At 46.6% G+C, this 25,125-nt stretch carries 20 protein-coding genes and 2 pseudogenes; 12 read left to right on the top strand and 10 right to left on the bottom strand.

Annotated elements, in window-relative coordinates:
* The first annotated feature begins 7 nt into the window (after positions 1–7).
* Positions 8–1,033, top strand: a complete 1,026-nt coding sequence (gene ruvB, locus D7D25_RS16455; RefSeq protein ID WP_185140285.1) for a Holliday junction branch migration DNA helicase RuvB — start codon at positions 8–10, stop codon at positions 1,031–1,033.
* A 147-nt stretch (positions 1,034–1,180) separates the two neighbouring features.
* Here ruvB and D7D25_RS16450 read toward each other — a convergent pair whose 3' ends face one another.
* Both D7D25_RS16450 and D7D25_RS16445 read right to left on the bottom strand, forming a co-directional pair.
* Positions 1,181–2,557, bottom strand: a complete 1,377-nt coding sequence (locus tag D7D25_RS16450; protein WP_158602655.1) for a DUF4270 domain-containing protein — start codon at positions 2,555–2,557, stop codon at positions 1,181–1,183.
* Positions 2,558–2,703: 146 nt separating this feature from the next.
* The gene (locus D7D25_RS16445; RefSeq protein ID WP_122970011.1) at positions 2,704–3,522 is read right to left on the bottom strand and encodes a glycogen/starch synthase; all 819 of its coding nucleotides are present in this window, start codon (positions 3,520–3,522) and stop codon (positions 2,704–2,706) included.
* A gap of 197 nt (positions 3,523–3,719) precedes the next feature.
* Here D7D25_RS16445 and panC point away from each other — a divergent pair, with 197 nt between their 5' ends.
* From panC to D7D25_RS16430, 3 genes are all read left to right on the top strand, one after another.
* Positions 3,720–4,562, top strand: coding sequence for a pantoate--beta-alanine ligase (panC, locus tag D7D25_RS16440; protein WP_122970010.1), 843 nt, complete (start codon positions 3,720–3,722; stop codon positions 4,560–4,562).
* Positions 4,563–4,568: 6 nt separating this feature from the next.
* Complete coding sequence (gene panD / locus D7D25_RS16435) at positions 4,569–4,919, top strand: aspartate 1-decarboxylase (RefSeq protein ID WP_122970009.1); 351 nt, start codon at positions 4,569–4,571, stop codon at positions 4,917–4,919.
* Positions 4,920–4,985: 66 nt separating this feature from the next.
* Entirely contained in the window at positions 4,986–6,308 is a 1,323-nt protein-coding gene (locus tag D7D25_RS16430) for an MATE family efflux transporter (protein ID WP_185140283.1), read from the top strand.
* Positions 6,309–6,382: 74 nt separating this feature from the next.
* Here the strand turns inward: D7D25_RS16430 and D7D25_RS16425 are convergent, their stop codons facing one another.
* From D7D25_RS16425 to D7D25_RS16400, 5 genes are all read right to left on the bottom strand, one after another.
* A complete protein-coding gene (locus D7D25_RS16425) occupies positions 6,383–7,417 on the bottom strand; it encodes an aldo/keto reductase (protein ID WP_122970008.1) in 1,035 nt (344 codons plus the stop codon).
* Between the two features lie 71 nt (positions 7,418–7,488).
* Positions 7,489–7,899 (bottom strand): putative quinol monooxygenase, encoded by a 411-nt coding sequence (locus D7D25_RS16420; RefSeq protein ID WP_221408023.1) that lies wholly within the window; start codon positions 7,897–7,899, stop codon positions 7,489–7,491.
* 317 nt (positions 7,900–8,216) lie between these two features.
* Positions 8,217–9,227, bottom strand: a complete 1,011-nt coding sequence (locus D7D25_RS16410; RefSeq protein WP_122970030.1) for an aldo/keto reductase — start codon at positions 9,225–9,227, stop codon at positions 8,217–8,219.
* A 13-nt stretch (positions 9,228–9,240) separates the two neighbouring features.
* Positions 9,241–9,456 carry a hypothetical protein gene (locus D7D25_RS16405; RefSeq protein WP_122970007.1) on the bottom strand — a complete coding sequence of 72 codons (216 nt, stop codon included), beginning with the start codon at positions 9,454–9,456 and terminating at the stop codon, positions 9,241–9,243.
* A 19-nt stretch (positions 9,457–9,475) separates the two neighbouring features.
* On the bottom strand, positions 9,476–10,282 hold the full coding sequence (locus D7D25_RS16400) for an aldo/keto reductase (RefSeq protein WP_255417357.1): 807 nt from the start codon (positions 10,280–10,282) through the stop codon (positions 9,476–9,478).
* A 158-nt stretch (positions 10,283–10,440) separates the two neighbouring features.
* On the opposite strand from D7D25_RS16400, the gene D7D25_RS16395 reads away from it, so the two are divergent.
* The 3 genes and pseudogenes from D7D25_RS16395 to ligA all read left to right on the top strand — a co-directional run bounded on the left by D7D25_RS16395 (position 10,441) and on the right by ligA (position 13,861).
* The gene (locus D7D25_RS16395; RefSeq protein ID WP_122970006.1) at positions 10,441–11,334 is read left to right on the top strand and encodes an AraC family transcriptional regulator; all 894 of its coding nucleotides are present in this window, start codon (positions 10,441–10,443) and stop codon (positions 11,332–11,334) included.
* Between the two features lie 161 nt (positions 11,335–11,495).
* A pseudogene (locus D7D25_RS18845) lies at positions 11,496–11,687 on the top strand (leucine-rich repeat protein); the annotation flags it as partial.
* Positions 11,688–11,863: 176 nt separating this feature from the next.
* Positions 11,864–13,861 (top strand): NAD-dependent DNA ligase LigA, encoded by a 1,998-nt coding sequence (ligA, locus tag D7D25_RS16385; protein WP_122970027.1) that lies wholly within the window; start codon positions 11,864–11,866, stop codon positions 13,859–13,861.
* A 37-nt stretch (positions 13,862–13,898) separates the two neighbouring features.
* On the opposite strand, the gene D7D25_RS16380 is transcribed toward ligA, so the two are convergent.
* The 3 genes from D7D25_RS16380 to D7D25_RS16370 form a co-directional block, all read right to left on the bottom strand.
* A complete protein-coding gene (locus tag D7D25_RS16380) occupies positions 13,899–14,456 on the bottom strand; it encodes a hypothetical protein (protein WP_122970005.1) in 558 nt (185 codons plus the stop codon).
* Between the two features lie 48 nt (positions 14,457–14,504).
* Positions 14,505–15,395: a hypothetical protein gene (locus D7D25_RS16375; protein ID WP_122970004.1), complete on the bottom strand. Its 891-nt coding sequence runs from the start codon at positions 15,393–15,395 to the stop codon at positions 14,505–14,507.
* A gap of 181 nt (positions 15,396–15,576) precedes the next feature.
* Positions 15,577–16,491 carry a glutaminase gene (locus D7D25_RS16370; protein WP_122970003.1) on the bottom strand — a complete coding sequence of 305 codons (915 nt, stop codon included), beginning with the start codon at positions 16,489–16,491 and terminating at the stop codon, positions 15,577–15,579.
* A gap of 261 nt (positions 16,492–16,752) precedes the next feature.
* Between D7D25_RS16370 and D7D25_RS16360 the strand changes: the two genes are divergently transcribed.
* The 5 genes and pseudogenes from D7D25_RS16360 to D7D25_RS16340 all read left to right on the top strand — a co-directional run bounded on the left by D7D25_RS16360 (position 16,753) and on the right by D7D25_RS16340 (position 25,119).
* On the top strand, positions 16,753–18,969 hold the full coding sequence (locus D7D25_RS16360) for a S46 family peptidase (protein ID WP_122970001.1): 2,217 nt from the start codon (positions 16,753–16,755) through the stop codon (positions 18,967–18,969).
* Between the two features lie 334 nt (positions 18,970–19,303).
* Positions 19,304–20,854: a vitamin K epoxide reductase family protein gene (locus D7D25_RS16355; protein ID WP_122970000.1), complete on the top strand. Its 1,551-nt coding sequence runs from the start codon at positions 19,304–19,306 to the stop codon at positions 20,852–20,854.
* A 169-nt stretch (positions 20,855–21,023) separates the two neighbouring features.
* Positions 21,024–21,875: a GLPGLI family protein gene (locus D7D25_RS16350; protein ID WP_122969999.1), complete on the top strand. Its 852-nt coding sequence runs from the start codon at positions 21,024–21,026 to the stop codon at positions 21,873–21,875.
* Between the two features lie 239 nt (positions 21,876–22,114).
* Positions 22,115–22,225: pseudogene (locus D7D25_RS16345) on the top strand (hypothetical protein); the annotation flags it as partial.
* A gap of 218 nt (positions 22,226–22,443) precedes the next feature.
* The gene (locus tag D7D25_RS16340; RefSeq protein WP_158602654.1) at positions 22,444–25,119 is read left to right on the top strand and encodes a carboxypeptidase-like regulatory domain-containing protein; all 2,676 of its coding nucleotides are present in this window, start codon (positions 22,444–22,446) and stop codon (positions 25,117–25,119) included.
* Positions 25,120–25,125 lie beyond the last annotated feature (6 nt).

Here is a 25,125-nt window from a genome sequence, read left to right as displayed (position 1 = left end):
GACAATGATGGAAGAGAATTTCGATATACATGGTAACCGCAATTTCAGGGAGACCGAGCGTGAATTTGAGAATAGTTTGCGTCCATTGACCTTTGGCGATTTCAAGGGACAGGGAAAGATCGTGGAGAACCTGAAAATATTTGTCAGCGCGGCCCGTTTGCGTGGCGAGTCACTTGATCATGTGTTGTTGCACGGCCCCCCCGGCTTAGGCAAGACCACCCTTTCGAATATCATCGCCAATGAACTGGGTGTGGGATTCAGGGTGACATCGGGGCCGGTGCTCGACAAGCCGGGTGACCTGGCCGGGGTGCTCACCTCGCTGGAACAGAATGATGTGCTTTTTATAGATGAAATTCATCGGCTGTCCCCCGTAGTGGAGGAGTATCTTTACAGTGCCATGGAGGATTACCGGATCGATATCCTGATTGATAAAGGCCCCAGCGCGCGTTCTATCCAAATTGACCTGAATCCTTTCACACTGGTGGGAGCTACTACCCGCAGCGGCTTATTGACCAGCCCGTTAAGAGCCCGTTTCGGTATCAATATGCACCTTGAGTATTACGATCTGGAAACCCTCACCGGGATCGTCCTGCGGTCGGCTGACCTGTTGCAGGTTAGCTGTGATAGCCGGGCTGCATTGGAGATTGCTTCCCGGAGCAGGGGGACACCCCGCGTGGCTAACGCGCTATTACGGCGGGTACGCGATTTTGCCCAGATAAAAGGGAATGGGAAAATAGACAGGCAGATATCGTCTTACGCGCTGGAAGCGCTTAATATCGATAGATACGGACTGGATGAGGTCGACAATAAAATTTTACTGACCATCATTGATAAGTTCAAAGGGGGGCCGGTAGGTATCACCACGATTGCTACCGCTGTGGGAGATGACGCCGGCACCATCGAAGAGGTATATGAGCCGTTCCTTATCAAGGAAGGATTTATTAAACGTACCCCACGAGGCAGGGAAGCAACCGATCTGGCATACCGACATCTGGGACGAAAAAAAGGAGAGGAACAGGGACTTTTATTTTAATGTCCCAATCGCAACGAAGTGCATACCTTGTAAGAACGGATCAGACAAACAATATTCAACGGGGTGAAGCGTACTAAATAGGCAACATTCAACGGGGTGAAACGTAGCTAAATAGGACAATCTGCCGATAAAAGAAAACGGCTCGTTTTAGAAGTTACTGAAAATCATATCCAGCTTCAGACTCCCTTTGCGTTTATCCAATCTGGCTGCTGCCGGCCACATGCGGTGGTTAATTGAGATTGGAGTTGTTGTCGCGTATCCGTAGCTATCGGTCGCGAAAGTGACATCCACAGGAATCAGGTAATAAACCAGATCAAAAGGTTCCCCCTTGTGCTTCTCGTTATAGTGGTTTACCATCGTGGAGATATTGCCGAAGCTGTAGGAGTAGGTGGAAGAGTTAAAGCCACTCAACGTCAGGAAACTGGTTACATTGTCGATGAGCTTTCTGTTTTCGAAAAATCCCGCCAACGAATCTTTATTTATCAGTAGCAGGTAGTCCGGAGGACTCAATTTCACCATGGTGTCCTCATTGGGCTCAGGCATGGCGTATACAGTGAAATTTGCCAGATTCAGGGCTTGTGATTGCAACTTCTCATCCATTTCCGAGAAGGGAAAAGTAATCTGCGTCATTAGCCCGGCGGGACTTTTGACATACGCATAGTCAGGGTTCTCCTCCAATAACTGTTCGTTTTTGTTTTGGATATGGTTGATCTGGGTGACTTCCGGTGTGATATGCAGGCGCATGGCGTTTGTACGGACAGTATCCTGATTCGTCGAGGAGCCGCCTTTGTCCAGATACTGATAATGTACCAGAAGAGAGGTAAGGCTCACATTGATGATGGTGCTTTTTCCAAAAGTGGTGGTGAAATACAATCCCGGGAAGAATTTCCTGAATTCATCCGCATTCACCAGTTGGCCATGCCCATCCTTCTTATATTCGGCAAGAAATTTTTCACCGAGAGCGTTGGGAAGCATCACATTGATTTCATACACCCTGACGGAGGTTCCCGAACTGGTGGTTTCTGTCCTGTAGGTCGAATTCTTCCCGGTAAATGTCTGTGTGCCCAGAGGTGCCGACATATCGGCATACTCTGTGGGATCGGCATGAGAATAATTATTTATTCCTTTCAGCGATTTTGTCACCTCGTATATAGACAACCCCATCGGCGACAATGAATCTCCCATCATCGTGGTGTAAGCCAGCTGCACTCTCACCGAGTCAATGGTGGCGCCGTCATGGAATTGTGCCCCTTCGGGAAAATAGAACTCTCCGATATATTCGGACTTGATAGTGCCGAAAACAGGATCGGTATATTCGCCCAATACAGGATATTGTATCTTGGAAAAAATGGAATCTATCTGAACGGTGCGTGCCTGTAACTCCAGTGTATCCGTGCCTATCGTAAGACGATCTTGGCCGGGTTGTATGGTAAATCCTATCGGATCAAGATTGTCGTTACATGAAACGGCGGACAGGACGATAACGGCAATAACAAGTACTTGGCACAGGAATTTGAATTTCATTCGTTCAATCAAGTTTGTTTTCAATGACGCAAATATCTGAAAAAAATGTGGCAAATAAAAACCGTCGAAACGCTTTCTTTTTATTTTTAAAGATATTTGTATATAGAGGGGGTGAAAAAATAAATTCATCAGGGATTTTAACCGGATCAGCTGTCAATTTCCTCATAGAACGCGTCGATCTCTTCCACTCTTTTGTCGAAATCAGCATGGTAAGGCAGAAACTTCACTCCTTTCTCCTGAATGTATTGGATGATTTCGGGATTTACCTTTTCACTGCCTTGAACAACACCATCAGAGAAGTCAATAGCCAGTTTCATCAGATTCGTATAATCGATCACGCCCCGTTCTTTTACTTTCTCGATCTCCGGATCCCCGATTCCGTCAAAACGGAGTTTTTCCGCGAATCCATGCTGGAAAGCTTTGTCGAAAGACTCGTCATACAGGGAGTAAATCACTTTTGCACCTTTGAAGCAAGGGTCGTCGGCATATCCTTTCTTGATATAAAGAGGAGCCAATGCGCTGAACCATCCGTGACAGTGGATAATATCGGGAACCCAACGCAATTTCTTGATGGTTTCCATTACCCCGCGGATAAAAAAAATGCTCCGTTCGTCGTTGTCGTCATATTCCAGTCCTTTCGCGTCGACGAGAGTTTCGCGGTTCTGGAAATAATCATCGTTATCAATGAAATAGACCTGCATCCGGGCCGACTGGATGGAGGCCACCTTTATAATGAGGGAATGGTCGGTGTCATCAATGATGAGATTCATTCCCGAGAGGCGGATCACCTCATGAAGTTGGTTGCGGCGTTCGTTGATGTTCCCGTACTTGGGCATAAAAGCCCGTATCTCTTTACCCTTCTCCTGTATGGCTTGGGGCAGATAACGTGAAGTATTTGAAATATTAGTCTCTTCGAGATAAGGATAAATTTCCTGTGAAACGTACAAAACTTTTTTCTGGGACATGTAGCTAATTATCTAAATTTGAGCACAAAGATAATAAAAAAAATCCACATAAATACAAAATGAAAATGCGTCTATTTTGTAATCGGCTCATATAGAATCGTGTAACATCTTTTGGCTTTCTGTTATATGGAGAATTGGCGCGGTTTTTTTCTGTATGTGGCAAATATTTTGTTGCTTTGCACTGTAAAATCAGATCAATGAGAGTTATTCATACTATAGCAGAGTTGAAGGAGCTGCTTCAACAGCACCGGCAGGAGGGAAAAACCATTGGCTTTGTGCCTACTATGGGTGCGCTTCACAAGGGGCATATCACCTTGGTGGAACGTTGTGTGGCCGAAAATGATATCTGCGTGGTGAGTATCTTTGTCAATCCCACGCAATTCAATAACCAGGAGGACCTGAGGCTTTATCCCCGTACCCCCGAAGAAGATTATGGGCTGCTGACAAGTACCGGAGCTGATGTTGTGTTTGCCCCCTCGGTGGAAGAGATGTATCCCGGGCCGGATACCCGGATCTTTGATTTTGGCCTGCTCGACAAAGTGATGGAGGGTGCCTTCCGCCCCGGTCACTTCAATGGTGTGGCCCAGGTAGTAAGTAAACTTTTTGCTTTTGTGGAGCCTCATAAAGCCTATTTCGGTGAAAAGGACTTCCAGCAATTAGCTATTGTCAGGGAGATGGTCAGGCAGCAGGAACTACCCGTGGAGATCGTGGGAGTCCCTACTGTCAGGGAGGAGAACGGTTTGGCCATGAGTAGCCGTAATCGGCGGCTGTCGGTAGAACAGAGGGAACATGCTTCGGAAATACACCGTATCATGCGGGAGAGCACCTTGTTAACCGAAGAACAATCGCCGGATCAGATCATTCACTCCGTGACCAGATCAATAAACAATGTGTCTGACTTACGTGTTGAATATTTCTGGATTGTGGATGGGGATTCATTGCAACCGGTCTCCACCTGGCGGGATTCCGGAAATATTGTGGGAGCAATTGCCGTCTATTGCGGTGATGTGCGCCTGATTGATAATATAAGATACAGATAAGCATCTATGTGGTTAGAAATATTGAAATCCAAAATACATAGGGCGACGGTAACCGATGCCAATTTGAATTATGAGGGAAGCATCACGATCGATGAAGATCTGATTGATGCGGCCAACCTGATCGTGCATGAAAAAGTGGCGGTGGTGAATAATAATAACGGCGAGCGTTTTGAGACCTATGTGATCCGTGGTGAGCGCGGATCGGGAATTATTTGCCTGAACGGAGCTGCTGCCCGTAAAGTGCAGAAAGGCGATGTGATCATCATCATGAGCTACGCGTTGCTCTCGCCCGAAGAGGCAAAAACGTTCCAGCCTGTTGTCATCCATCTTGACGGTAACAACCGGATAAAAAAATAATCCCGTCGACACTCATACAGGTCCGCCGGTTGCCAGGGTAATCGGCGGCTTTTTAGTTTAAAACAGGTGTATTCCAATAAGCACATCATCAAAATCAGTACGCCCATCCTGTTGAGTTTGCTTGCGCAAAACATCATTCAGGTGATCGACACCGCTTTTCTCGGTCGTGTGGGAGAAGTGGAACTGGGCGCGTCAGCTCTGGCCGGCATCATTTATATCGCTTTATATACACTGGGTTTCGGATTCAGTATGGGGAGCCAAATCCTTATCGGGCGGAGAAATGGTGAGAAGAATTACGACAAGATAGGAGATATTGTCATTCAGGGAGCTATTTTCCTGCTTATCCCGGCTATATTGCTGATACCTCTGCTGCGCTACGGGGCTGTTCACTGGATACCGGCAATGTTTGAGTCGGCCCATGTTGCCGGGGCCGTAACCGAGTATCTTGAATGGCGTGTTTTCGGTATTATTTTCGCCTTTGTCAATCTTATGTTCCGGGCGTTCTATATCGGCACCGCGCGTACCAAAGTGCTTACCGCCAATGCAGTGGTGATGGCCGGGACGAATGTGGTATTTGACTATGGTCTGATTTTCGGTAATCTGGGAATGCCCGAACAGGGAATTGCCGGGGCAGCTATCGCGTCGGTGATTGCAGAATTTGCTTCTACCGTTTTTCTGCTCGTTTACACACGCAAAACGGTTGACCCCGATAAATACGGTTTCAGGAAAATCCGGTTTCAATGGTCTGTAATTAAAAAAGTACTGGATATCTCTGTCTTCATGATGGTGCAATATCTTTTTTCCATTGTCACCTGGATGCTTTTCTTTGTGTTTATTGAGAATTACATGGGGGAAAGGCCTCTGGCGGTAACCAATATCGTGCGGAGTTTTTACACTATTCTTACAATCCCTTCTCAAGCATTGGGGGCCGTGGCGAGTACGCTGGTGAGCAATACCATCGGGGCGGACAAAAGAGATGAGGTGATCAATCTGATAAAACGAATAGCTTTTATAAGTCTGGGAGTAATGGTCTGCGTGATAGGTATTGTCTCCGCCTTTCCCAGGGCGATGATCCGCATCTATACGGATGATCCCTCCCTTATCAATGATACCGTTTTGCCGTTTTATGTGCTTATCTCATCACTGCCTATCTATAGTGTGGGATCGGTACTGTTTAATTCGGTGTCGGGCACAGGAAATACCCGTACCACCCTTAAATTCGAGATTATCACCTTGTTTTTTTATCTCTCATACATGTGGTTTGTCATTATTCACATGCGTTTTTCGGTGGCTGTGGCATGGACAACGGAACATGTGTATTGGCTCTCCCTGCTCACACTTTCGTTTATTTACCTGCGTGGCGGCAAATGGAAGGAAAAGAAGATTTAACCAACACCATAATTTGTCGCTTTATCATCTTGATTAAGAATAGGGGCGCTGTGAAAAATGATAAAAATGCTATTTTATTTATTCTTCGCCGCCTTGACCCACACAGGCTCTTCGCTCATGGCAGGCTTGTTGACTGCCATCACTCCCGAAAGGTTGTGTGGCACGTAGGGTTCTTCCAGATAGCGGATGTCATCATCAGCCAGCCAGACATCGAGCGACTTGACGGCTCCTTCGATATGATGTAATTTAGTGGCTCCGACAATGGGTGACTCAACTTTTGTCAGCAACCAGGCAAGGGAAATCTGCGTCATTTCAACACCGTATCGGTCTGCCAGTTCCACGACGCGCTCCACGATGCGGTTGTCCTGCTCAGCGGTGGCATCGTACTTGAAGTGCATGAAAGAGTCTTCCTGCTGACGCTTCGAGGTTTCACCAGGACGCTTGGCCAGTTTGCCCGATGCCAGTGCGCTGTATGGGGTCATGGCGATGTTCTCTTCATGGCAGAACGGGAACATCTCGCGTTCCTCCTCGCGCATAATCAGGTTGTAGTGGTTCTGCACAGAAATGAACTTCGCCCAGCCGCGTTGTTCAGCCAGTGTATTCATCTTCGCCACCTGATAAGCGTAGGCGTTGGCGATGCCGATATATCGTGCCTTGCCCGTCCGCACTGCGTCGTTCATGCCCTCCAGAATCTCCTCCGCAGGCGTCTTGTAGTCCCAAATGTGGTAGATGTACAAGTCCACATAGTCCATGCCGAGGTGCTTCAGGCTGCTGTCAATGTTGTTCAATACATGCTGTCGGCCATTGATGCCCTTGGCGATTTCATCCTCCGTGCGAGGCAGAAACTTCGTGGCCACCACCACATCCTCGCGCCGTGCCATATCCTTCAGCGCCCTGCCCACGAACTGCTCCGAGGTGCCCAACTGATAGGCAATCGCCGTATCAAAGAAGTTCACGCCGAGGTCGAGCGACCGACGGATGATTTCACGTGTCGGCTCCTCACCAATCGTCCACGAGTGCTGTCCGATACTGGCCTCACCGAAACCCATGCAGCCAAGGCAGATGCGCGACACGTTGAGGTCAGAGTTTCTAAGTTTTACGTATTCCATAATCACGATTATTTGATGTCTTTTTTTACCGTTTTGAATTACATCTGTCTCATCATATTATCATATTGTTTCTATTTCCTGATAAACTGGCTCTCCGCTTCCGGTGTTTCGACACTTTTATAGCGTTCCACGCTCATGTGGAGGTCATACTTCTCGCGAAGCCTTACAATGGTGTCCATCATGGGTGTAGCATGATGTTTGTCGATGGCTTCCTGATTAGCCCAACTGTCGATGAGCAGGATGGTTTCGGGATCGTCCAGCGACTGGTAGTATTCATACCGCAGGTTGCCTTCCTCGACCCTGATGGCGTCAACGGTTCCGCTGGAAATCATCTCCTCGGCGAACTTCCTGGCATTGCCGTCCGTGCCAGTGTACCTCAAATTGACCGTAATCGTCATGCTCTGCACCTCCTCCTTTTGTTGTCCCTGTGAGCAGGCCGCCATGCCTATCGTCAGCAGTCCCGCCAAGATTCTTGTAATCATTTTCATTTTTGTGGTTGTTTAATATCCTAAAGTCTTATGTGCTCCATAATTATTGTTTGTTAGTTGTTGTTTTCTCAGAATGGCCGAAGAGCCACTCGGCATTCTTGTGGAGTATCATCTCACGATAGGGAGCAAGGTCGGGTTCGTTGCCGTGTCCCACAGGTTCAGTCCTGCTTTCATCGCCGCGTCGAATACGGGCTTAAGTGTTTCTACGTCGGTCTTGCTGCCGAATACTGCGTCTCCTCCAAATGCTCCTGCGCCCCAGGCCCAGGTTCATAATGCTATTTTTGCCATAATGTTTAATTGTTTTGATTTGATTATTTCTCCCGATTCCACTGCTGCATGCTGTCGCCCTCGAACTCCACGATGCCGCGATGGCCGTGAATTTCAATGCTGTCGAGGGTCTGCTCTAGTTCGGCAAACTCCGCGTCGGTCAGGGTGACGTTCCATGCGCCGAGGTTCTCCAAGATGCGCTCCTGGTTACGTGAGCCGGGGATGGGCACGACGTTGGGGTACTTGTGGAGCATCCACGCCAGCGACACCTGTGCCATCGTGGCCTGCTTGCGGTCGGCGTAGTCGTGGAGCTGCGCCAGAAGCGGTTCGTTGGCCTCGATGTTCTTGCGGGTCAGTTGCGGCACGAACTTGCGCACGTCGTCCGAATGGCTGAAGTCGGTCTCGGCGGTGATGCGCCCAGAGAGCAGTCCGCTGGCGACGGGCGAGAACGGCACCACGCCGATGCCGTGCTGCAGGGCGTAGGGAAACACCTCCGCCTCGCAGTCGCGCTCCACCATCGAGTAGATGTTCTGGACGGCCGAGACAGGCGTCACCTCGTGGGCACGGCGCAGCGTCTCGCCTGAGACCTGCGACAGTCCCCAGGCCCTGATGATTCCTTCACGGATTAGTTTCCCCATGGACAGGGCAACAGACTCCACGGGAATCTGACGGCTGATGCGATGCAGGTAGTACAGGTCGATGTAGTCGGTATCCAGATGCTTCAAGGACAGGCTGATATGCTCGCGGATGATGTGCTCCACCTGAGCATCGTTTTCAAAGGAAACCGCCCCGAAATGGAACTTCGTTGCCAGCACCACCTCTTTGCGGAATCCCTTTACCGCCTTGCCCAGCAACTGCTCGTTGTGCCCCGGCCAGAATTGCTGGCCGCCGTAGGCCTCCGCCGTGTCAAAGAACGTGCAGCCGTAGTCATACGCCCGTCGGATGGCCTCCAGCGCATACCCCTCCGCAGGCACCTCGCCGTAGCCGTGCGAGAACGCCATGCAGCCCATGCCGATGGGCGACACCTCAATCGTTCCTAATCTTCGCTTCTCCATATCCTGATTGCCTTTAATGTTGTTTCGCATAGCCTACGGGGCAGTTGAGCATCGGCTCCTGTCCCGACATCAGACCCAGCAGTTTCTGCAGAGCTTCGCGGTCCATCGTGCCACGGATGACGGCCGCCAGCCCCGTGACCGCCCAGAGCAGGTTCGACAACTGCTGCTCCGTCAGGCTCCTGTCGCTGAACTCGCGGCAAGCCTTCCTGTTCCAGAGAGCCTCCATCATGGTTGTTTTTATTGTATTATCATCCCCACTTCGCCGATGATTCCACCAGCGCGGGATTCTGCGGGTTGCCAATCAGCGGCTGGGACTTGTCCATGCGGCTGAGAGTCTGCATCTCGGTGGGCGTCAGTTCGAAATCGAAGATGTCGATGTTCTCGCGCAGACGGGCGGGGTTGACGGTCTTGGGAATGAGCACGACGCCCATCTGGAGCATGAAGCGGAGGACGACCTGGCGCGAGGTCTTGTCGTACTTCGCGGCGATGGCGGTCAGCGCGGGGTCGTCGTAGATGTCGTTGATGCGGCCTTGTCCGAAGGGCCCGTAGCCCATGTGCTGCACGCCCAGTTTCTCCATCCACTCGCGGTTCTCCTGCTGCTGCGACTGGAGGTTGGTCTCAATCTGGTTCACGGCGGGCACCACCTTGTTGTACTGAATGAGATCTATCAGGCGGTCGGCGTTGTAGTTCGATACGCCGATGGCGCGAATCTTCCCCTCGGCATAGAGCGCCTCCATGTCGCGCCAGGCCCTGTAGGTGTCGCCGAACGGCCAGTGAATCAGCACGAGGTCGAGGTAATCGACGCGCAGGTCGGCCATCGACTGCAGGATGGAGCGGCGGCAGTCCTCGTGGTTCCTGAACCACACCTTGGTGACGATGAACAGTTCCTCACGGGGCACGTCGGTGCGTGCCAGCGCGTTGCCGATATACTTCTCGTTGCCATACCCCTGCGCCGTGTCGATGAGGCGGTAGCCCACCTTCAGCGCTTCAAGGATTGTTTGTTCACATAGGGCTGCATCGTTGCTCTGGAAGGTGCCCAGGCCCAGTTGTGGCATCTTCACTCCGTTGTTTAACTTTACATATTCCATATTGCAATTAAATTGATTTCTGCTGCAAAATTCGGCATAAAATACCAATGCGGACGTATGGTTAGAACGGATTTATTTACCATTTTTACGGATTGTTGCGCTTTTTTGTACCTTTGCACTCGAAAATGGCAAGGAAACTGCATCATATCCGGAGCGTGGCGGACTATAACGCCATCGTGGGGGCACCGACGGAGCATCCGCTGCTGAGCGTCGTTCATTTCGACGAACTGACGGGCATGCAGGACACGGTGAACCGCTTTGATGTCTATGGCATCTTCCTGCGCGACGACCACCAGAGCAACCTCGTCTATGGCACGTCACATTACGAATACTCGGAGGGCACACTCATCTGCGTGGCGCCCGGACAGGTGGGCGGTGCCGAGGAACGGGGACAGGGGGGCGACATCCGCGGCTGGGCGTTGCTGTTCGCACACGACTTTGTCCGTGGTACCTACCTCGAACAGCAGATGCAGCAGTTTCATTTCTTCAGTTACAGCAGCAACGAGGCCTTGCTGATGGCTCCGGAGGAGCGCCAGACCATTGTGGACTGCCTCAGGCGGATGCGCTCTGAAATACGAGGCAAGCGCGACGAGGCGCAGCAGCCGATCCTCATCTCGCTACTCGACCTCATCCTGCAATACTGCCGACGCTTCTACATCCGCCAGTTTAAGGCCATGCAGCCACAGTCCACCGACCTGCTGACCCGCTTTGAACACCTGTTGGCCAAATACTACGACGAGAACCGACAAGCCGAGCACGGCCTTCCCACCGTGAAATACTGCGCCTCGGAACTATGCCTGTCGCCCAACTATTTCGGCGACCTCATCCGCGAGACCACGGGCAAGAGCGCCAGCCAAACCATCCGCGACTTCGTACTCGACCGTGCCAAGAGCTGCCTCGTCCACGGCCTCTCCACCACCGAGACCGCCTACACTCTCGGCTTCAACTACCCCCAACACTTCACCCGTGCCTTCAAACAGCGTTTCGGCCTCCTGCCAAGCGAGTATCAGAAGAAATAATAGAGATTAAGTACGTGTATCGCCACTTTTATTTTCGTTACAAAAAGTTAAAAATGTTAAATCGTCAGATTTTTCTCTCTTAACAGAATCTACGCCATCACTTTTCCACCATTTAATCCACAAGTCGCTGATATAAAGCAACTAGCAAATACTGGAAATGTTCAGCCTTAGACTCCATTGTCATCCCAAATTCGGAGAAGTCTATTGGAACTTGTGCTTTTTACAGGTGTGAAAGCTTAAAGTCTGTCATAATACCCAATTCAGTAGAATACATTATGGAAAACGCTTTTGGTGAATGCGATGCTTTGACCTCCGTGACTTGTCGTGTCCTGGAACCGTTTCAGATGAGCTGAATGTGAAATAGGGCTAAGTCAATATATGATAAGAAATAAAATAACAGTGAAGACGAAAACGCCGATTAACCCTTTAACTTCCTAAATTTTATACTATCTTTACCATCGCAAAAGAGATAAGATGGCCGGTGGTGATCTGAATAAATTACACGTCAATAAGTCAGCAACTATCAATGATGGAATCAGTCAAACAGCAGATTGAATCGCTTCGCTCCCAACTGCACGAGCATAATTATAATTATTACATATTATCGCAACCTGCGATCTCCGATTTTGAGTTTGACCGGTTGATGCGACAACTGATGGAATTGGAAGCAGCATACCCTGAGTATTATGACCCTAACTCGCCATCGGTACGGGTGGGAAGCGATATTAACAATAATTTCACGCAGGTGGTTCATCGTTTCCCCATGCTTTCGCTTCAGAACACCTACTCTGAAGGGGAAGTGACTGATTTTTACAATCGTGTGAAGAGGACACTGAACGAAGAGTTCGAGATAGTGTGTGAGCTCAAGTTCGACGGGACTTCTATCTCTTTGGTCTATGAGGACGGGCGGCTGACACGGGCGGTGACCCGTGGTGACGGACGGAAAGGTGATGATGTGACTGCCAATGCGCGGACCATCCGCAATATACCGTTGGTGTTGAAAGGTGATGATGTCCCCCCTTATATTGAGGTGCGGGGGGAGATATTGATGCCGTGGAGTTCTTTTGATGCGCTGAACAAGGAGCGGGCTGAACAGGAAGAACCCCTGTTTGCCAATCCGCGCAATGCCGCTTCGGGTACCCTGAAAATGCAGGATTCCCGGGTGGTGGCTTCCCGTAAGCTGGAATCCTATATCTATTCAATGTTGGGTGATTCCCTCCCGTCCCGCAGCCATTTTGAGAATATGACCCTGGCTCGCGAATGGGGGTTGAACGTATCAGACACCATGAGAAAATGCGGGACCCTGGAGGAGGTCTTTGCTTATCTGAAAGAGTGGGATGTTGCTCGAAAGACGCTTCCGGTGATTACCGACGGAGTTGTGCTGAAGGTGGATTCCTTGACACAGCAACGCAATTTGGGGGCTACCTCCAAATTTCCCCGATGGTCTATCGCTTTTAAATTCAGCGCCGAACAGGCGGTTACACGCCTGGAATCGGTTTCCTACCAGGTGGGACGGACAGGCGCCGTTACTCCCGTTGCCAATCTGGAGCCGGTGCTGTTGTCCGGTACCACCGTGAAAAGGGCTTCTCTTTACAATGAGGATGCGATTCTTGCCCTTGACCTGCATATTGGCGACAGGGTCTATGTGGAGAAGGGGGGGGAGATCATTCCCAAGATTACCGGTGTAGATAAGGAAGCCCGTTTCCTGTTGGGTGACAGGGTCACTTTCACCCGCAAATGCCCTGATTGCGGAACCCCTTTGGTGCGCAATGAGGACGAGGCCGCCTATTACTGTCCCAACAGCGAGGGATGTCCCACGCAGATAAAGGGGCGTGTCGAACACTTTGTCACCCGTAAAGCCATGGATATCACCATAGGGCCGGAGACTATCAATCTGCTCTATGAGAAAGGGTTGATCAATGACGCTGCCGATCTTTACCGGTTGCGGTTCGAAGACCTTGTCTATTTGGAGCGTTGGGGACAAACAAGCGCCAATAATCTGCTGGAAAGTATAGAGAGATCGAAATCAGTATCCTATGAGCGGGTTCTGTATGCCCTGGGCATCCGCTTCGTGGGCGAGACCGTGGCGCGGAAACTGGCACAGGCATTTCCGGATATCGATCAGTTGGCCCAGGCGACTGTGGAGCAACTGGTCGCTGTGGATGAAATCGGCGAGCGGATCGCGCGAAGTGTGACCGTTTACTTTGACAACCCCCTCTGTGTGGATTTCGTCAGGAGGTTGCGGCAGTACGGTTTACAGTTTGCGTTGAGCCAAGAGGCGCTGGCTGCAAAGACCGATAAATTGAAAGGATTATCTATCGTCATCAGCGGTACATTCGAACTCCATTCGCGGGATGAGTACAAGGCTATGATCCTGCAAAACGGGGGAAAGAACAGCGGGTCAGTTTCGAAAAATACCGACTACATTCTTGCCGGAGAGAATATGGGGCCGTCCAAATTAGAAAAAGCGGAAAAATTAGGTGTGAAAATTATTGACGAAAAGGCTTTTCTGGAGATGTTGCAATAAACGGGCGGTTCACCCTATCCCATGATCTTGCTTTACCCTACTCGTTATTATAGGCTTTAACCAGCCGGTCGGTTCTTTCGTGCCTTTTCCTGTTGCGGGCACGGATTGGATCGAAATCCCGGCCGGAAGGGTTCACTATTTGGCCGCCGGTGGGGATTATTTGCATATTCTTTCCCACAAACTCATACCGAACCGATCCTGCCGGTCGTTGATTGATGGGAGGAGCATTGGTGACTGTCGTATTTATGTGTGTTTTGTATTTTTCCGGTGGATTAAGTAACTGTATCTTGTCTCCTCTTGTGGGAAGCCTGGTGGTTGGAGACACTTTGAGGATTTCTTTGTCTTGCTCTGGCAATATCTGGGGAGAATGTTGATATTGTTGCTCTCCGGATTGTTTTTCGGGCGTAATGAGTGACTGACGAAGCCTTTTTTTCATTTCATCATTCAAGTCCTGTGCATCTAATTCCGTCACGATTAATCCGAATAGTAGTATACACAAAGGTATCAAACAGGAAGCATTTTTCATCTGTTCATTGTTATTACCGGAAAGCGGGCGTTTACTCCTATAGATGCCTGCATTCCGGAAATGCTGCATGATTTTCCGTTAAAGAAATTTATCGGAATGTTAAAACGACGAAAAATGCTATTCTTTCATATCGAAACTATACGCACCGATATGATGTCCGTCGGCAAAGATATCGGCTTTGTAAGTGCCGGGCATCAGAAATTCTTCAATATCCCAGTACATGGTGACCGGTATTTCCTCGCCGCCGTATTCTACGATGCGTTTCATAGAATAGAGAATATTTCCGTTCTCATAAGGGAAGGTGTTGGACGGGCTTTTTGAGAGGACCGATCCGTCGGGTGTCATCATGCGGACGTATACGGTGCGCTCTCCCGGCTCCGCGGTGATATTGCGGGCAATGGTGAAGGAAACTACAAACTGTGTGCTCCGGCTCAGGCGCGACTGGTCCTTGCCCCTGTCATTTACCGCCTTGGCGCTGATGTTCGTGGCAACCAATTGCGCTGCCAACGATACTCTTTCCGAGAGTTGTTCCCGCTCCTGGGATACCTGCCTGAGGGTTTGAGAGGTTTTCTGATATTGATCGGTAATCTGCCGGTTTTCCGCACGCAGTTGCTCATTGAGCCTGTTGAGCGAATCAATCTGCTGCACATAGGAACGAAGAATTTTGCGCAATGTGGCCAGCTCATCCTTCAGCCGTTTGATTTCAGCCTGATCGCTCGCTTTGGTCATTCGAAGCTCTTCCTGTAGACGAAGCACCTTTGCCTGTTCATTCTCCAGTTTATATAACAGCGAGTCGTTCTGGACACTGAACTTAAACCCTTCGTATTGCAATGAAATGGCTTCATATTCATCCTCCAATTCCTGTTTATCGATAGTGAACTGCTGCTGCATCTCACTCATCTGTGTGTTCCTGGTGATGAGAAATCCGATGAGAATAGCCATCACAATGACCAGTACACCTATTACGGCAATCAGCTGTGGCGTGCGTTCTTTTAAGTTTATCTTCATCTAAGTGCTTATTTTCCAATCGACCGCAAAAATAACCCTTTTCAAGCTAAAGCCCAATGATTCACCGGCCTTTTTCGTAAATTTAAGAATTAATCGTCTCTTTACCCTCTGGGAACCATGGATGGCATTCAGAGCCGTTGGCCTCGCTTTTATTCCCCCGATGAGAAAAGTCCACGCGTCGTTAAAAAATGGAAGAGCTGGTTCTGGAGGTCAACTCTTCCAAGAACAACATCCCCTTGAACGAATTTCCCTTTTTGTTGAGGCGTGGACTCCATACGGCAATGGTGTACCTTTCCGGATGGACTGCCACTATACCCCCGCCCACACCACTTTTTCCAGGTAACCCCACTTTAAAGGTGAACTCTCCGGCTTCATCGTAAAAGCCGCAGGTCTGCATGAGCGCGTTGACTCTTTTGGTGCCACTCGCGGTGAGTATTTGCTCGCCGGAAAATGGAACAATCCCGTTGTTGGCAAGAAAGAGAAAAGATCGGCAAAGCTCTTTGCAACTCATCTCAATAGAGCAGATATGGAAATAAATATCCATCACCCTGGCGATATCATTTTTGATGTTGGCGAATGATTTCATCAGGTTAACCAGGGCATAGTTTCTGTAACCGGTTTTTTTCTCCGATAGTGCCACTTTGGAATTATAGTCGATACTGTCCGTTCCCGTTATTCTGTGGATGAACGACAGGATATTTTCTTTTGGAGAAGCCAGTTCACTCGCAAGAATATCACAGATCACAATGGCACCGGCGTTGATAAACGGGTTACGCGGTATACCTTTGTCGTACTCCAACTGAACCAGAGAGTTGAACGGAGTCCCCGCCGGCTCTAACCCGGTTCGTTCCCAGATATTGCTCTTTATACGTGAATAAGCCAGGACAAAAGTGAATACTTTGGCTATACTTTGGATGGAAAAACGCTTCTCTGCATCCCCGAAAGCAAATTCTTCACCCCCGACAGTAGTGAGGTGCACGCCGAACTGATCGGGGTTCACATGTGCTAACTCAGGGATGTAATCGGCTACCTGTCCGGTGTCTTCTACCGACTGCAACTCGCTGTGAATTTCCTGAAAGAGTGTTTCGTAATGCATTTGTTGTAAAGATTGGAATTTGGAATTTGGAACTGAGAACTGAGAACTGAGAACTTAGAACTTAGAATTTGGAACTTGGAACTTGCAACTTGGAAGCACAGACTTGTAAGAACTATGCGTCAGCCTTACGTTCAAAAGCCCAAAGATAGGGAAATGCGGGAATTAATTACCTTATTTATGACATTTTTTCTTAACTTTATCGGCTCAAACGGAGAATTAATGTGGAAAGATGGAAAGGTGGATTTACTAAAATAAAATCTTATGAAGAAATTGGTGTTATATCTGCTCCTGTGTTGCTCATTTATCTTTACTGCTTCTGCCGATGAGGGGATGTGGATGCTCCATCTGTTGAAACAACAAAAGTTGGCCGAGATGCAGAGACTTGGGCTGGAACTGGAGGACCGTGATATTTATGATCCTGATGGTGTTTCGTTGAAGGATGCGGTTGTCTTTTTCGGAAGAGGATGCACAGGAGAAGTAATCTCGTCAGAGGGCTTGGTACTCACCAATCATCACTGTGGGTATGGGCAGATACAGAATCATAGCTCGTTGGAAGATAATTATCTGGATGAGGGTTTCTGGGCAATGACCAGAGCCGAAGAACTTCCCAACCCGGGGCTGACTGTTGCCTTTATCGACCGGATGGAAGATGTGACAGATTATGTGAAACAATGCCTTGAAAGGGATAAAGAGGAGGATACCGACGGTGTTTTCTTTCTTTCGCCCTCTTATCTTAACCGGATTGCACGGGAGAAAGCAGGAGAGGGACTCTTGGCCATTCCCGGTACCGAAGTGGAGATAAAGCCTTTCTTTAACGGTAATCAATACTATATGTTTACCAAAAAGATCTATTCCGATATTCGCCTTGTAGGTGCTCCGCCGAGCTCCATCGGCAAGTTTGGCGCCGATACCGATAACTGGATGTGGCCACGCCATACGGGCGATTTTGCGTTGTTCCGGATCTATGCCGACAAAGAGGGGAATCCGGCCGATTACTCGCCGGAGAATGTGCCGCTCAAACCCAGACGATGGTTGAAAATATCCACCGGAGGAGTGCGGGAGGGTGACTTTGCGATGATCATGGGATTTCCCGGTACAACCCATAAGTACTATACCTCATGGGAAGTGGCCGAACGAAGAGATATCGATAACAGGGTGCGTGTCGGTATGCGGGACGTCCGCCAGAAGGTTATGTTGGAGGAGATGCTGAACGATCCGGCGGTAAAGATCCAATATGCAGCTAAATATTCCGGCTCCACCAATGCCTATAAAAATGCCATTGGCACCAACTGGGCTATTGATATGCGCGATTTCGAACAGTTGAAGCGGGAACAGCAGAATCGTTTGTCGGAATGGGCGAAAAATAATCGAAAACCTGAATATATCGACGCGCTGAAGGAAATTGAACGGATAGTGGATGAAAGAGCCGATCTACGTTACAGGAGCTGGATGCTCAATGAAGGAATCATACGGGCTGTGGAGTTTGCCAATGTGCCTCAACGGGGATGGAATATGCTGATACAAGCGGTGGACAGTGGCGCGGCCGAAGGGGCGGATTCCAGCGTGACGGATGGCATAGAGGAGGCAGTCCTGCAAGTGGAGCAGGATTATAACTTATTTGCCGATAAGGATTACAATATTGAGGTCGATAAAAGGGTCTCCGCGGCCATGATCACCGAATATGCCCGGCTGGTCGACGCTGAAAAACAACCTGCTTTGTTCAATCTTCTCCATACCCGGTTCAATGGCGATGTGGAGGCATTTATTGATGATATTTTTGATCGGTCTCTATTTGGAAACAGGGAGAATTGGGACTTGTTTTATTCCGATCCCCGCGCGTTCATCTCCGATAAGGTTAGGATGGGGCAATTGAGGAATGATCCTATGTTCCTGTTTGCCCGTTCGGTGAACCAAGAGGCGCTTTCCCTCGGCAATCAACTCGGTAAATATGATGTGCCCTTCTCACTGGCGCACCGTACCTATATGGAGGGGATTCTCGCCATGGACGGATCCTATGCCCATTTTCCCGATGCCAACCTTACCTTAAGGCTCACTTACGGGCAGGTGAAAGGCTACCAGCCCCGTGATGCGGTCACTTATGCCCATCAGACCACCTTGAAAGGTGTGATGGAAAAAGAGGATCCCGATAACTGGGAGTTTGTGGTGGCGGAAAAACTGAAAACTCTTTATAAGGAAAAGGATTTCGGTAGTTATGCCCTGGCCGAGGGCGATATGCCGGTCAATTTCGTCGCTACTACCCATACTACGGGCGGTAACTCCGGAAGCCCTGTGTTGAACGGTAAAGGAGAACTCATCGGGATCAATTTTGACCGGAACTGGGAAGGGGTAGGAGGGGATATAGAGTATTTACCCGATTACCAGAGAAGTATCATCGTGGATATCCGGTATGTGCTTTTTGTGATCGATAAGTTCGCGGGAGCCGACCATCTGATAGAAGAGTTGGAACTATTTCGTTAAGTTACCCGCAGGTAAGCAGGATTATGCGAAGGAGTGTCTCTTGCGGATTAGAACGAAGAGATGTCGATAAATATTATGCCTATTTGAGCGTTGATGAAAAATCAATAAAAAAAGGACTCAGTATTTAAGCATTTTATCAGATGAGCGCGCTGGAGTGGTCATCGAGGTTGTATCTGGTCGAGGCAAGAAAAGCGTGGATGATTTATTTACCAGTCTTTCCTCGAAACAACGTAAGGCAGTTTATGTTTTATAACATAGAATTTTATTTTGCCGGACAATAAATATAATGTTTATTTGTAACAGCTAATACATTTTAGAACATGAAATACGACGTATGGGAAGTAATATTTCCATATCTTTCCTGAATTTGTTGAAGATAAAACATACGCGTTTTTTTTCGAGTCGATTCTTCAACGAGCACCCTCACAAATACAATTTGTACGGAATTTCCTCTATGCTTACTGATTATGGTATCGAAAACGCAGGGATAAGGGTTCAGGACAAGAATGATATCTATTCAATAGAAACTCCTTTTATTGCCCATACAGGGAGTGAATTTGTAGTCGTTGAAAAAATATTCACGGATGAAATCCAATTTTTCGAAAGGGATAAAAGAATAAAGGTTCCATTGGGAGATTTTTTCAAAATATGGACCGGCATTATTTTGGTTGCAGAACCTGGTCAAAACTCAGTTGAACCTGAATATGGAATACACTTCCGGGAAGAGTTATTCAATATTCTGCGGAAAATAGCCATTTTTGCAATTCTCATTTTTTTATTTGCTATTGCTTTCATTTCCAATAAAAGCTATTTACAACCAGGGTTGCTATTATTGTTGGTAATCAGTCTTTCAGGTATATATATAGATTATCTGTTGCTTTTGAAACAACTGCATATCCAAAACAGTTATGCCGACAGGTTATGTTCACTGTTCAAATACAGTGATTGCAATAATATCCTCGAGTCGGATGATGCAAAGCTATTTGGTGTTTTGAGTTGGAGTGAGGTTGGGATGGGGTATTTTATCTCGAACACAATTATACTTTGTTTTTTACCGTCGTTTATTCCCTGTTTACTTTTCATCAATATCTTTTGTCTGCCATATAGTGTTTGGAGTATTTGGTATCAGAAGTTCAAGGCAAAACAATGGTGTCCTTTATGTTTAGGAACCATGTTGCTCTTATGGGGTATTTTTATCACCGGAATGGTATTTGGATATACCCGTTTTTCCTCGGTTAACTTCTCGGGTCTGGCAATATCTTGCAGCATATACGTCATATCAATTTTAATTATTAATGTACTTGTTCCGATTATTGGCCGGAGTACTAACCTTGAAAACATTCAGTATGAGATAAACAGTATAAAGGCCAATGAAGATGTCTTTGCCGCGCTACTAAGGAAACAACCCCGCTATGAGGTGACTACAAAAACATCCCGGATATTATTGGGAAATACCGGCTCAAACCTGCTGGTAACAGTATTTTCAAATCCCCATTGCAATCCCTGTTCCCGGATGCACCTACGTATAAATGGATTGTTGGAACAGAATAAGGATATCTGTGTGCAGTACATTTTTTCCTCTTTCAATAAAGAACTGGAAATATCCAATAAATTCCTTATCGGGGCTTATTTCCAAAAAAACGGCGAAGCCAAAGACATTTATGACCAATGGTTTGAGAAAGGGAAGTTTAATAAAGAGGGATTCTTTAAGCTGTATCCGATAGACACTGAAGAGCAGGAAGTGGCAAGAGAGTTTGAATTGCATGAACAATGGAAGGAACAGTCGGGGCTAAGGGCCACGCCGACAATATTGGTAAATGGATACAAACTGCCGGATAGTTTTAAGATTGAAGATATCCGTTATATTTCAGAATTGGATATTTAACAATAAAATCAACCTGATTAGGAAAGCAGCATCCGAAAAGGTTGGTACAGTTAACAAATTTGCTGCAAAACTTTTAATTCACATTTTTATTAAAAATCAACCGTTGATTGTCCGGATTTTATTAGGACACTTTGCGGATAATCATATAAATTAAAATAGTTTATAAAAGATGGAAAAAATAATACTCTCATTTATTGTCTTTATTTTATTTGTTGAGGTTCATGCACAAACAATACAAATTGACAACGATTCTGTAAATATCAGAATTACATACTCTTTCATTCAAAACAATCCGAAAGAAGAAGCTTTATCTCGAGTAGATACAATGGCCCTGGATATAGGTGAAAAATTATCATCCTTCTATGATTTAACTGCATCTGCGAAAAACAATATGATTAGTGATGCCATGAGTACAGGCGAAATAGATTTCGTAGTTCTTGTCCAAAACCCTAAAGATATAAATGATCTATTGTTAGATATTGAAAAGAAAAAAACGTTTAATTCTGACAATCATATTCCATTTACCATATCTAAAAACAGAGTAAATAATATGGTTTACACACAATGCCAAAATTTGGGTGTTTCGTCTATTTCAGTGTTCCTGAAGGAAGATTTAGCTCCACAGACATGGAGTATAGAGGGCGATACGTGTAGGATTTTAGATTATCTATGTCAAAAAGCAATAACAGAGTTTAGGGGTAGAACCTATGAAGCGTATTTTACAATGGATATTCCCATAAATGAGGGGCCTTGGAAGCTATACGGACTGCCCGGTCTTATACTTGAAGCAAATACAACTGATGGCCTTTTTCGGTTTTGTGCAATGGGCATTGAAAAAATAAAAGATAAACCAATAAATATATCTTATGATAAAAAAACAGAAGTTTGTAAAGACTTAAAGCAGTATCAAGATATTGTGAAATCACAAAAAAAGGTTATTCGAATACAAGAGAAAACTAATCTTTATTATATAGAAATAGCACAGTCCAAAAATATAATTCCGTTAGAAATAGAACAATAATCGCAACACAAAACAATTCGTAAATGAAGATAAAATATTTTATTCAAACAACACTTATAGGAATGTAACGAATTAATTTGACAATTAATATTTTTTATTTACCTTTTGTATTATGAAAACAGAGGTAATAGAAAAAATGAAGGAATTTATTCCTTACCTGAATGAAGAGCAAGCCCGGATATATGCTGCGTCTGAGGCCAAAGCACTTGGGAGAGGCGGAAAGAGCTTGATCAGAAGGACAACCGGTAATATCGGTGGATACAAAAAAGCGGGAATTAGTTGGCAATTTCGCCAACAAAGGCGTTGAATGGCACCCGAAGGGAATGGCCGAAAGTGTGAGTGCTTATGAACAAGTTGAAGGTGCAGGTATAACCCCTCCTGAAAATAGAAAATATGGAGATTGTAAAAACTTCACAGATTATTACAATTTGCTTGAAAACTTAAACAGAAACATTTATTTAGGATATTACAATGACCAAACATTTATCTATATATCCCATAAAAATCCATATAAATATCCTCCATTGGAGTTGCAACAATAATGCGTTTATGTAAACACCTCATCTGCATGAATTTTAATTTACGATTTATTGCATTCATTTTGTTGTTATCTCCCAGCCTGTTATTTGCCCAAAAAGAGATATCCGGTCGTGTTCTTTATCAAGACAGCAGTAAACCGGTGTCGGGCGCAACCGTTACCCTGCACCACGTTGGTTCGCCATCCATCCTGACTTATAGTATCACGAACGATGATGGAAGATTTACTTTGAAACGCAACGAACTACCCGATTCGGTGACGGTGACAGTATCGGCAATGACCATCGAACGCCATTCAAAAAACATAAAAAGCGATATAGGATCAATCGATTTTTTCGTTAACGAAAAAATTACCGAACTAAAGGAAGTTATCGTGAAAGCACCCAAGATAAGGCAAAAAGGGGATACCATCAGTTATAACGTTTCCAGTTTTTTGGATGAGACCGACAGCAGCATCGCCGACGTGCTGAAAAAGCTGCCGGGCATACAAGTGCTTTCGTCGGGACAAATCCTCTACCAAAACAAAGCCATCAGCAAATTTTATGTGGAAGGATTGGACTTGATGAAAGGCAAATACGGCATCGCCACACAAAATATCGATGCAAAAAAAGTGGCATCGGTGGAAGTGATGGAGAATCACCAACCGGTGAAAGCCCTCAAAGATATGGAATTGCCCGACGCCGCAGCCATCAACCTGAAATTAAAAGTGTCTTCCCTTGGCGCATTTTTCGCTACCGCACAACTTGGTGTGGGGCTGCCTTCGGTGTTATTGAGCAACGAACTGGTAGGCATGCGTTTTACCCGCACACAGCAAAATATGCTCGTTTATAAGAACGACAATACGGGAAAAGATGTTGCCGCAGAGCTTTCGTCTTTCTATAATGGTTCGAGATTTACATCATCGGAACCAAATCTAAGTATCGTAAAACCGTCACCTCCGGGCATAGGGCAACAGCATCACCTGTTCAACGATGCACACATGGTTTCACTCAACGATATTCGCACACTCAAAAAAGATCATACATTCACTTCCAATGTGAGCTATATCTTCGACCAACAGAAACGGGACAGTTATTCCCGACAAGAACTTTTTATAGACAGCTCGGACAATATCATTATCGAAGAAGATATGAATTCAAAGCTGATAAAGCGTGATATGGAAAGTTCTTTTACTTACGAAGCCAATACCGATGACTATTTTGTAAACAACACGTTCAACTTTTCGGGAAAATGGAACGACGAGTCGGGGTTTGTCCGACAGGATAATCCAATCGAACAACAATTGGAACAGCCCGCCATCAATCTTTCAAACTCTTTTGAATACTTGCGTCGGAAAGGCAAGAAAAACAATAAGATATCGGCGTCAATAGGATATAACCATCAAAATCAATCATTACGAATCTCACCGGTAATGTTTGAAAATCTGGGAGATGTAACGCCTCCTTTACAACAAAACGTTTTACACAACCACTTGTATGGAGACCTCAACCTGTCGGGTTACAATAAAAGTTGGAAAAAACTGGGGTTGGGATATTCTTTTGGTTCAACTTTCAATTTCCATTCGTTAGAAACGGGTCTTTCCTCCGGTAACCCTCCACAAAAATTTATAGCGGATAGCTTGCGCAATAAATTCAACCGAAACGAGATATTTTTCAATTTTTCGCCGAAGATGAATTATAAATTCTCCGATGTTTTTAATCCTTATCTCTATTTCGATGTGAAATATATGTTGGTCGACCGTAGCGACAAAGTGCGGAACATCGATCAAAATCGGGGCTATCTGCTCTATGCGCCATATCTTAGGTTGAAATCAACGATTACACCCCGTATAACGCTGTTATCCAATTTATCTTTCCGAAACAGCATCGGAAGTATGAACGATGATTATCGGGGATATATCATGAACAATTACCGGTCGATGAGCCGGAACAGCGATTTGCAAAACGAAAGCAGAACCGGCGATGGCTATATGAGTCTTTCTTATAAAAATCCGTTTACGACACTGTTTGCATCGGTAAACCTTAATTACGCCCATACTTGGAGAAACTCGTTATCCGATGTCATTTACAACGGCATTTTAACGCAAACCACAAGCATCAAATATGGCAACAGTTCCGATAGATGGGGCTTCGGATTATCGTTGGGTAAAAGCATTGATGCCATTAGTTCTGAGGTGAAATTATATACCAATTACAACAGCAGTAAATCGCTGGCATTACATCAAGGAATTATTGCCGGTATCCACTCAAACGCTTATTCCGTTTCGCCATCCATTAGTTCCAATATCAGCCGGGTTATGATCGTAAGCTATGCTGCCATATTTTCCCGGAATCACAACCGGTTCAACAACAGCAAAATGCCGGCTGCCAATTATCTGAATCAGAGGTTCAGCACCTCGTTTATTCCTAAAAAAGGGCTAGTTTTCAATGTCGAATTCAACCACTATTACAATGATGCCATCGAATCGTCGGCGCGTTCGTCGTGGTTTGGCAATCTGAGTGTGCGCTATAAAATGAAAAAAGTAGATTGGATTCTCGACTATACGAACGTCTTCAACACGAAGCAATTCGTAACCTATTCCTATAGCGACATCAGCAGCTATTATTCAGTCTATAACATGCGCCCGGCGGAGATATTGCTGAAAACGGAGGATATCCACCCACGCAAAACGGGGATATCCGTTCACTTTTCTAACTCTTTAGTCTAATGGCGA

The organism is Proteiniphilum sp. X52 (genome assembly GCF_003712195.1).
Taxonomy (GTDB): domain Bacteria; phylum Bacteroidota; class Bacteroidia; order Bacteroidales; family Dysgonomonadaceae; genus Proteiniphilum.
Note: the sequence above shows the minus strand (reverse complement) of the source record. Positions and strands in the feature narration are given on the sequence as shown.